Origin of the sequence: Amnimonas aquatica, from assembly GCF_002943415.1 — a bacterium.
Classification (GTDB): Bacteria; Pseudomonadota; Gammaproteobacteria; order Pseudomonadales; family Moraxellaceae; genus Perlucidibaca; species Perlucidibaca aquatica_A.
Map to the genome: position 1 here is coordinate 1 of NZ_PTQZ01000048.1, position 9487 is coordinate 9487.

8 protein-coding genes and 1 pseudogene are annotated in these 9487 nt (G+C 68.1%); all 9 read left to right on the forward strand.

Annotated features, from left to right (window positions below):
• A pseudogene (locus C5O18_RS03415) lies at positions 1-238 on the forward strand (acyl-CoA dehydrogenase family protein); the annotation flags it as partial.
• A 139-nt stretch (positions 239-377) separates the two neighbouring features.
• On the forward strand, positions 378-1271 hold the full coding sequence (gene prmA / locus C5O18_RS03420; RefSeq protein ID WP_105191474.1) for a 50S ribosomal protein L11 methyltransferase: 894 nt from the start codon (positions 378-380) through the stop codon (positions 1269-1271).
• Between the two features lie 17 nt (positions 1272-1288).
• Positions 1289-1879, forward strand: a complete 591-nt coding sequence (locus C5O18_RS03425; protein WP_105191476.1) for a DUF3426 domain-containing protein — start codon at positions 1289-1291, stop codon at positions 1877-1879.
• Between the two features lie 26 nt (positions 1880-1905).
• Entirely contained in the window at positions 1906-2901 is a 996-nt protein-coding gene (dusB, locus tag C5O18_RS03430) for a tRNA dihydrouridine synthase DusB (protein WP_241146721.1), read from the forward strand.
• Positions 2902-2947: 46 nt separating this feature from the next.
• Positions 2948-3223, forward strand: coding sequence for a DNA-binding transcriptional regulator Fis (gene fis / locus C5O18_RS03435; RefSeq protein ID WP_206389708.1), 276 nt, complete (start codon positions 2948-2950; stop codon positions 3221-3223).
• Positions 3224-3317: 94 nt separating this feature from the next.
• Positions 3318-4916 carry a bifunctional phosphoribosylaminoimidazolecarboxamide formyltransferase/IMP cyclohydrolase gene (gene purH / locus C5O18_RS03440; protein WP_105191480.1) on the forward strand — a complete coding sequence of 533 codons (1599 nt, stop codon included), beginning with the start codon at positions 3318-3320 and terminating at the stop codon, positions 4914-4916.
• 370 nt (positions 4917-5286) lie between these two features.
• Positions 5287-6576 carry a phosphoribosylamine--glycine ligase gene (gene purD / locus C5O18_RS03445; RefSeq protein ID WP_105191482.1) on the forward strand — a complete coding sequence of 430 codons (1290 nt, stop codon included), beginning with the start codon at positions 5287-5289 and terminating at the stop codon, positions 6574-6576.
• Between the two features lie 237 nt (positions 6577-6813).
• Positions 6814-9078 (forward strand): NADP-dependent malic enzyme, encoded by a 2265-nt coding sequence (locus C5O18_RS03450; RefSeq protein ID WP_105191484.1) that lies wholly within the window; start codon positions 6814-6816, stop codon positions 9076-9078.
• A 128-nt stretch (positions 9079-9206) separates the two neighbouring features.
• Positions 9207-9487: hypothetical protein (locus C5O18_RS03455; protein WP_146089188.1), on the forward strand; the 281-nt coding region annotated here is incomplete at its 3' end.

Sequence of the window (9487 nt, forward strand, 5' to 3'; positions counted from 1 at the left end):
CGAGGCCTCGCTGCGCGTGGCCGAGGCCAAGATCCTCAGCACCGAGGTGGCCCTGCTGGCCACCAACAAGCTGTTCGAGCTCAGCGGCACCAGCTCGACGCTGGAGGAGTACAACCTCGACCGGCACTGGCGCAACGCCCGCACCCACACCCTGCACGACCCGGTGCGCTGGAAGTACCACATCATCGGCAACTACGTGCTCAACGGCGTCAACCCGCCGCGCCACCCCTGGAGCTGAGCCCTCCATCCGCCACCGGTCCGGCCCCGTGCCGACCGGTGGCGTTTCATCCGCCCGGGTCGATTTTGTTGCCCGCAGTGGCTACAAAATCGCCAGCCGGAGGACTACACTGCGCGTCCTGTTTTTCTAGGAGGCCGTCATGTCCTGGCTGCAAATCAAGATCGAAGCCCGCAAGGCCGACGCGCCCCGCTACGAAGACCTGCTCGAAACCGCCGGCGCCAGCGCCGTGCTGATGGAAGACTCCGGCGACCAGCCCCTGCTCGAACCGCCACCCGGTGCCCAGCCGTTGTGGGATGCCACGCGTGTCGTCGGCCTGTTCGTGGTCGATTCGGAAATGGATGCCGTGGTCGATTTCCTCGAGGGCCAGCTCGGCCACGCCCTGCCCCCGCACCGCATCGAAGTGCTGGAGGACAAGGACTGGGAGCGCGCCTGGATGGACAACTACCACCCCATGCGCTTCGGCGAACGGCTCTGGGTGGTGCCGAGCTGGACGCCCCCGCCGCAGCCCGACGCCATCAACCTGCTGCTCGATCCCGGCCTCGCCTTCGGCACCGGCACCCACCAGACCACCGCGCTCTGCCTGGAGTGGCTGGACGGCCTCGACCTGAAGGACAAGGTGGTGGTCGACTACGGCTGCGGTTCCGGCATCCTCGCCGTCGCCGCGCTGCTGCTGGGCGCGCGCGAAGCCTGGTGTGTCGACCTCGATCCGCAGGCGCTGACCGCGACCCGCGACAACGCCGAACGCAACGGTGTCGCCGACCGCGTGCGCGTGTTCATGCCGGAAGAGATGCCGGCCGACTTCAACCACGGCCAGGGCGCCGATGTCGTGGTAGCCAACATCCTCGCCGGCCCGCTGGGCATGCTCGCGCCGACCCTGACCGGCTTCCTGCGCCCCGGCGGCGAGATCGCCCTGTCCGGCATCATCCTGTCGCAGGTCGACGAGCTGCGCGCGATCTACGGCGAGTGCTGCGACATGGACGGCCTCGCCACCCGCGACGAGGACTGGTGCCGCCTGTCCGGCCGCAAGCGCTGATCCCCGGGGCATCCGCCATGACCACGGAACCCACCCGGCCACCCGTCGCCGACCTGCGCATGCCGGTCGAGCTGACCCGCCGCGCAGAGCGCAAGCCGGCGCCGCCACGCCGCCGCCTCTGGGCGCTGCTGGCCGCGCTCGGGCTGGTGCTGGTGATCGCCGAGGGCATCTGGCTGAGCAAGGACTTCTGGCTCGGCCAGCCCGCCGTGCGCATGGCGCTGACCCCGGTGCTGGACCGTGCCGGCTACACGCTCGAACGTCCGCGGCTGCGCGACGCCTGGGGCGTTTCCGGCCTCAACCTGAGCGCCGAAGCCGGTACCGGCGACCGCGTCTGGCACCTGGATGCGGTGCTCGTCAACCGCACCGCCATCCTGCAGCCCTGGCCGGTGCTGGAGGTGACGCTGCGCGACTGGCAGGGCCGCCTCGCCGGCCGGCGCCAGCTCGCCCCCGCCGAATACCTGCCCGCCGGCCTGCCCGCCGATCTGGGGCCGGATGCGCTGGTCGCCAGCGACCGTCCGCTGCGCATCCGGGTATCCGTGCAGTTGCCGCTGCGCGAGGACGGACGCGCCGCGCCGGTCGAGCACGCCGAGATGAGGCCGCTGCCATGAGCGCGCCGGGCATGCCGCTGGCGCCGCTGCACATCGGCCCCTACCGCATCGACACGCCGCTGGCGCTGGCGCCCATGGCCGGCGTCACCGACCGTCCGTTCCGCCTGCTCTGCCGCGCCCTCGGTGCCGGCCACGTGGTGTCGGAAATGGTGTCGTCGGAAACCCGCCTGTGGAACTCCACCAAGTCGCGCTTCCGCCTCGACCACAGCGGCGAGCCCGGACCGGTGACGGTGCAGATCGTCGGCTACGACCCGGACATGCTCGCCGATGCCGCGCGCCAGAACGTCGAGCGCGGAGCGCAGATCATCGACATCAACATGGGCTGCCCGGCGAAGAAGGTCTGCAACCGCCTCGCCGGCTCGGCGCTGATGCAGGACGAGCCGCTGGTCGCCGACATCCTGCACGCGGTGGTCGCCGCCGTCGACGTGCCGGTGACGCTGAAGATCCGCACCGGCTGGAACCGCGACAACCGCAACGGCGCCACCATCGCGCGCATCGCCGAGGATGCCGGCATCCGCATGCTCGCGGTGCACGGCCGCACCCGCGCCGACAAGTACGAGGGCGAAGCCGAATACGACACCATCGCCGCCATCAAGCGGGCGGTGTCGATTCCCGTGCTGGCCAACGGCGACATCGACAGCCCGGAAAAGGCGCGGCGAGTCTTTGAGCAGACCGGCTGCGATGGTATTATGGTCGGCCGGGGAGCCCATGGTCGTCCATGGCTCTTCCGCGAGATCGGGCACTACCTGAGAACCGGCGAACACCTGCCGCCGCCAGACCTGGCGACGCAGGAAGGCATCATCCTGGAACACCTGGACAGCCTGCACGCCTTCTACGGCACCGGTCTCGGCGTGCGATTCGCGCGCAAGCACCTGGGTTGGTACGCCGACCACTTGCCCGAGGGCCGAGCGCTCAGCAGGCAGTTCAATGCACTAGTCGAGGCTGACCGGCAGATCGGTCTGGTCAGAGAGTATTTTTCGCGTCGGGCTGATGCCCCGCGGCGGCCCGAAGCCGCCGCCTGACGACGCACACACAACGCAAAACGAACGAGAGTCAACCAGCATGGACATGTCCGTCATCAAGAAGCCGCTGACCAGCACCAGCACCCGCCCGAACCAGACCCTGCGTGATCACGTGGAGCTGGCCATGCGCAACTACTTCGCCCACCTCGACGGCGAACGCGCCAGCGAGGTCTATGACATGGTGCTGGCCGAAGTGGAAACCCCGCTGCTGGAAGTGGTGCTGGAATACACCCGCGGCAACCAGACCCGCGCCTCCGAGATCCTCGGCCTCAACCGCGGCACGCTGCGCAAGAAGCTCAAGCAGCACGGCCTGATGAACTGAGCCGCGCGCACGGAACCCCCACGGGCCGGCGGACCTCATCATCAGGCAGCCGGCCCGTTTTCCTTCCAATCCCCACAGCCTACAGAGCCCCGTCATGACCCAACGCGTGCAGCGCGCCCTGATCAGCGTTTCCGACAAGACCGGCATCGTCGCCTTCGCCCGTGAACTGGCCGCCGCCGGCGTCCACCTCCTGTCCACCGGCGGCACCTTCAAGCTCCTGCAGCAGGAGGGCGTGGCGGTCACCGAAGTGTCCGACTACACCGGCTTCCCGGAAATGATGGACGGCCGCGTGAAGACGCTGCACCCGAAGATCCACGGCGGCATCCTCGGCCGTCGCGGCCAGGATGACGCGGTCATGGCCGAGCACGGCATCGGCGGCATCGACCTGGTGGTGGTCAACCTGTACCCGTTCGCCGCCACCGTCGCCAAGGCCGACTGCACCCTGCCAGACGCGATCGAGAACATCGACATCGGCGGCCCGACCATGGTGCGCTCGGCGGCCAAGAACCACGCCCACGTCGGCATCGTGGTGAACGCGTCGGACTACGACACCGTGCTGGCCGAAGTGAAGGCCACCGGCGGCCTCTCCTACGAGACCCGCTTCGACCTGGCAGTGAAGGCCTTCGAGCACACCGCCGGCTACGACGGCATGATCGCCAACTACCTCGGCGGTCTGGTCGGCGCCACCAAGGGCGACCTGTCGGCGCGCGACACCTTCCCGCGCACCTTCAACACCCAGTTCTTCAAGGCCCAGGAACTGCGCTACGGCGAGAACCCGCACCAGCGCGCCGCCTTCTACACCGAAGCCGCGCCGAAAGAAGCTTCCGTGGCGACCGCGAAGCAGCTGCAGGGCAAGGAGCTGTCGTACAACAACATCGCCGATACCGACGCCGCGCTGGAATGCGTGAAGAGCTTCGCCAAGCCGGCCTGCGTCATCGTCAAGCACGCCAACCCCTGCGGCGTGTCCGTTGTCCTCGACGCCGAAGGCGGCATCCGCAAGGCCTATGACCTGGCCTACGCCACCGACCCGGAGTCGGCCTTCGGCGGCATCATCGCCTTCAACCGCGAACTCGATGCCGACACCGCGAAAGCGATTGTCGAGCGCCAGTTCGTGGAAGTGATCATCGCCCCCAGCGTGACGCCGGAAGCGCTGGCGGTGACCGCCGCCAAGCAGAACGTGCGCGTGCTGACCTGCGGCGCCCTGCCCGACATCACCGCCCGCAGCGCGCAGTGGGATTTCAAGCGCGTCACCGGCGGTCTGCTGGTGCAGGACCAGGACCTGGGCATGATCAAGGACAGCGACCTGAAGATCGTGACCAGGCGCGCCCCGACCGAAGCCGAGATCCACGACCTGATCTTCGCCTGGAAGGTCGCCAAGTACGTGAAGTCGAACGCCATCGTGTACGCGAAGAACCGCCAGACCGTCGGCGTCGGCGCCGGCCAGATGAGCCGCGTCAATTCCGCGCGCATCGCCGCCATCAAGGCCGAGCATGCCGGCCTGCAGGTGCAGGGCGCGGTGATGGCGTCGGACGCCTTCTTCCCGTTCCGCGACGGCATCGACAATGCCGCGAAGGCGGGCATCGCCGCCATCATCCAGCCCGGCGGCTCGATGCGTGACGCCGAGGTGATCGCTGCTGCCGACGAGGCCGGGATCGCCATGGTGTTCACGGGCATGCGGCATTTCCGGCACTGATATTGACGGTGCTTCGTAGCGGGGCCGTCCTTCGGGGTGGAAGGTTAGCGGATCGGAAACGCCGTGAACCCGTCCCTGGGGACTCCGGGTCGCCATCCCTGGCGACCACGGTTCCGCTCCGCTAACCTTCCACCCCGAAGGACTCCGAGTCGAATCGCCGTTCAGTGCGCTGTCGCCGGAATTGGCCACACAGCACCGGTAAGGATTGACCTCGTGGCGTTGGGGCGGGGTGGGGTTGGATGCCGCAGAGCGTCATGCGCCAGGGATGGCGCATGCGAGCCCCCATGGATGGGTTCACGGCGTCTCTGCGGCATCCAACCCCACCCCCGTCCCGGCGCCACCCCTGATCAAGGCTTAAAGAGAACCCGCTATGAAGATTCTGCTGCTCGGCTCCGGTGGCCGTGAACACGCCCTGGCCTGGAAACTGGCCCAGGATGCCCGCGTCGAAACCGTGTTCGTGGCACCCGGCAACGCCGGCTCCGCGACCGAAGCCAAGTGCCGCAACGTGGCGCTGGACATCCTCGACAACGCCGCGCTGGTCGCTTTCGCGCAGGCAGAAGGCGTGGCGCTGACCGTGGTCGGCCCCGAGGCCCCGCTGGTCAACGGCGTGGTCGACGCCTTCCGCGCCGCCGGCCTGAAAATCTGGGGACCGACCCGCCACGCCGCCCAGCTCGAAGGCTCCAAGGCCTTCGCCAAGGACTTCTTGGCCCGTCACGACATTCCGACCGCGTTCTACCAGGTCTTCACCGAGACCGACGCCGCCCTCGCCTACGTGCGCGAGAAAGGCGCGCCCATCGTCATCAAGGCCGACGGCCTGGCCGCCGGCAAGGGCGTGATCGTCGCCATGACGCTGGCCGAGGCGGAAGAAGCCATTGTCGACATGCTGGCCGGCAACAAGTTCGGCTCCGCCGGCGCGCGCGTCGTGGTCGAGCAGTTCCTCGACGGCGAAGAAGCCTCGTTCATCGTCATGGTGGATGGCAGGAACGCGCTGGCGATGGCCACCAGCCAGGACCACAAGCGCATCGGCGATGCCGACACCGGCCCCAACACCGGCGGCATGGGCGCCTACTCGCCGGCCCCCGTGGTGACACCGGCCGTGCACGAACGCGTCATGCGCGAGGTCATCCTGCCCACGGTCGAAGGCATGATCAGCGAAGGCCACCCCTACACCGGCTTCCTCTACGCCGGCCTGATGATCGATGACAGCGGCGCGCCGCGCGTGATCGAGTTCAACTGCCGCTTCGGCGACCCGGAGACCCAGCCGGTGATGATGCGCCTGCGCAGCTCGCTGGTGGCACTGGTCGAGGCCGGCATCGAAGGCACGCTGGACGCCATCGAGGCCGACTGGGACCCGCGCGCGGCGCTGGGCGTGGTCATGGCCGCCGGCGGCTACCCGGGCGACATCCGCAAGGGTGACGTGATCAGCGGACTCGGCCGCGAAGCCGACGGCGCCAAGGTCTTCCACGCCGGCACCGCGCTGCAGGATGGCCAGGTGGTGACCAGCGGCGGCCGCGTGCTCTGCGCCACCGGTCTCGGCGTCAGCGTGTCGGAAGCGCAGGCCGCCGCCTACGCCGAAGTGGCCAAGGTGAGCTGGACCGGCGAGTACCACCGCGGCGACATCGGCTACCGCGCCGTCGCCCGCGAACAGGCGCAGGACTGACCGCGAGGGCCCTGCGGCCCGCGACCTGCCCAGGCACCAGCAGCGAAGGCCCTCCCCGCGAGGGCCTTTTGCTGTCCGCGCCGCGAAACCGTGCAACAGCCGTCAGCACGGCCCTCACCGGAAACCGGCCAGTCAGACGCAACCCGGCGTCAGCGCATGCTTGTCACCCCGCAAGCAGCGCGCTGGTGCTATACTCTCGCGCCTCAAAAAGCAACCCTGGCAAGTGTGAGAGACACTATGGATGAGGCACTGCGCAAAGCGGCTCTGGACTATCACGAGTTCCCGCAGCCCGGCAAAATCAACGTCACGCCCAGCAAGCAGCTGATCAACCAGCGCGACCTGGCCCTGGCCTACTCGCCCGGCGTCGCCGCGCCGTGCGAAGAGATCGAGCGCGATCCGTCCACCGTCTCCCGCTACACCGCCCGCGGCAACCTGGTCGCGGTGATCACCAACGGCACCGCCGTGCTCGGCCTCGGCGACATCGGCCCGCTGGCCTCCAAGCCGGTGATGGAAGGCAAGGGCGTGCTGTTCAAGAAGTTCGCCGGCATCGACGTCTTCGACATCGAGATCAACGAGCGCGACCCGGACAAGCTGGTCGACATCATCGCCGCGCTGGAACCGACCTTCGGCGGCATCAACCTGGAAGACATCAAGGCGCCGGAGTGCTTCTACATCGAGCGCAAGCTGCGCGAGCGCTGCAAGATCCCGGTCTTCCACGATGACCAGCACGGCACCTCCATCATCGTCGGTTCGGGCCTGCTCAACGCCCTGCTGCTGGTCGACAAGAAGATCGAGGACATCCGCATCATCTGCTCGGGCGCCGGTGCCGCCGCGCTGTCCTGCCTCGACCTGCTGGTGTCGCTGGGCGCACGCCGCGAGAACATCTTCGTCACCGATTCCAAGGGCGTGATCTACGAAGGCCGCGCCGGTCTCGACGAGAGCAAGCTGCGCTACGCGCAGAAGACCGACGCGCGCACCCTGGGCGACCTGTTCCCGGGCGCCGACATGTTCCTCGGCCTGTCCACCGCCGGCATCGTCAGCCAGGACATGGTCAGGCAGATGGCCGACAACCCGATCATCTTCACCCTGTCCAACCCGACCCCGGAAATCATGCCGGAGCTGGTCAAGGAAGTGCGTCCGGACGCCATCATCGCCACCGGCCGCTCGGACTACCCGAACCAGGTCAACAACGCCCTGTGCTTCCCTTACATCTTCCGCGGCGCGCTCGACTCCGGCGCCACGGTGGTAAACGAGGCCATGAAGGTGGCCTGCGTGCACGCCATCGCGAAAATGGCCCACGTCGAATCCTCGGAATCCGTCGCCTATGGCAGCGATGCCAGCAGCTTCGGCCGCGAGTACCTGATTCCGGGCCCGCTGGACCCGCGCCTGATCATGGCCATCGCCCCCGCCGTGGCCAAGGCGGCCATGGACAGCGGCGTCGCCACCCGTCCGATCACCGACTTCGACGCCTACCGCCAGCGCCTGTCCGAGTTCGTCTACAACTCGGCCTTCTTGATGAAACCGGTGTTCGCCAAGGCCAAGGCCGTGTCGAAGAAGATCGCCTACTGCGAAGGCGAGGACGACCGCGTGCTGCGCGCGGTGCAGATCGTGGTCGACGAAGGCCTGGCCCGCCCGGTGCTGATCGGTCGTCCGGCAGTGATCGAGGCCCAGATCCGCAAGCTCGGCCTGCGCATCCGTCCGGGTGTCGATGTCGACGTGATCAACCAGGACGACGACCCGCGCTACCGCGAGTACTGGACCCACTACCACCAGATCATGGAGCGCAAGGGTGTCGGCATCGAGCTGGCCAAGCGCGAAGTGCGCCGCCGCACCACCCTGATCGGCTCGCTGCTGGTGCACTTCGGCGAAGTCGACGGCATGATCTGCGGCACCTTCGCCAACTACGACCTGCACCTGCGCTACATCAGCCGCATCATCGGCCTGGCGCCGGACTGCAGCCGCTACGCGGCGCTGAACGTGCTCATGCTGCAGGACCGCACGCTGTTCATCGCGGACACCTACGTGAACCCGGACCCGAGCGCGGACGAGCTGGCCGACATCACCCTGAAGGCCGCCGCCGTGGTGCGCAACTTCGGCCTGACCCCCAAGGTCGCGCTGCTGTCGCACTCCAACTTCGGCAACGAGAACACGCCGAGCGCGCAGAAGATGCGCGAGACCTTCCAGCTCCTGCGCGACATGGATCCGGAGCTGGAAGTCGAAGGCGAAATGCACGGCGATGCCGCGCTGGACGAGAGCATCCGCAACAACCTGTTCCCGAACTCGCGCCTGAAGGGCTCCGCCAACCTGCTGATCATGCCCAACGTGGATGCCGCCAACATCGCCTTCAACCTGCTGAAGACGGCCAGCGGCAACGGCGTCACCGTCGGCCCGATCCTGCTCGGCGCGCGCCGGCCGGTACACATCCTGACGCCCAGCGCCACGGTGCGCCGCATCGTCAACATGACGGCCATCACCGTCGCCGAAGCGGCCGCTCGCGACTGATCCGCCGCTTCGACGCAGCATGAAGAAGGCCCCGCGAATGCGGGGCCTTCTTCTTTCCGGCTGACCGCAGGCAGATACCGTCCGGCAAACGTCCCCGACATCAGCCGGACTGGTGTAGTCTCGCTGCCATGACCAGCACTCCATCGGCCACTCGCCCGGCATCGCCCCTGCGTCCCAGCAGGCAGCTCCTCGCCTGCCTGCTGGGGCTGCTCTGCCTGCTCATGGTCCTGCCGCTGCAGGCGCAGCCGCGCCTGGAGGTCACCACCCTGGGCGAACAGGCCGACATCGGCCGCTGGATCTCGCTGCTGCCGACCCGCGACCCCGACCTGTCCGCCAGCCGGATACTCGACAGCGCGCCCGGCACCTTGCCCTGGATAGCCGGCGACACCGACAGCCTGACCATCGGCTT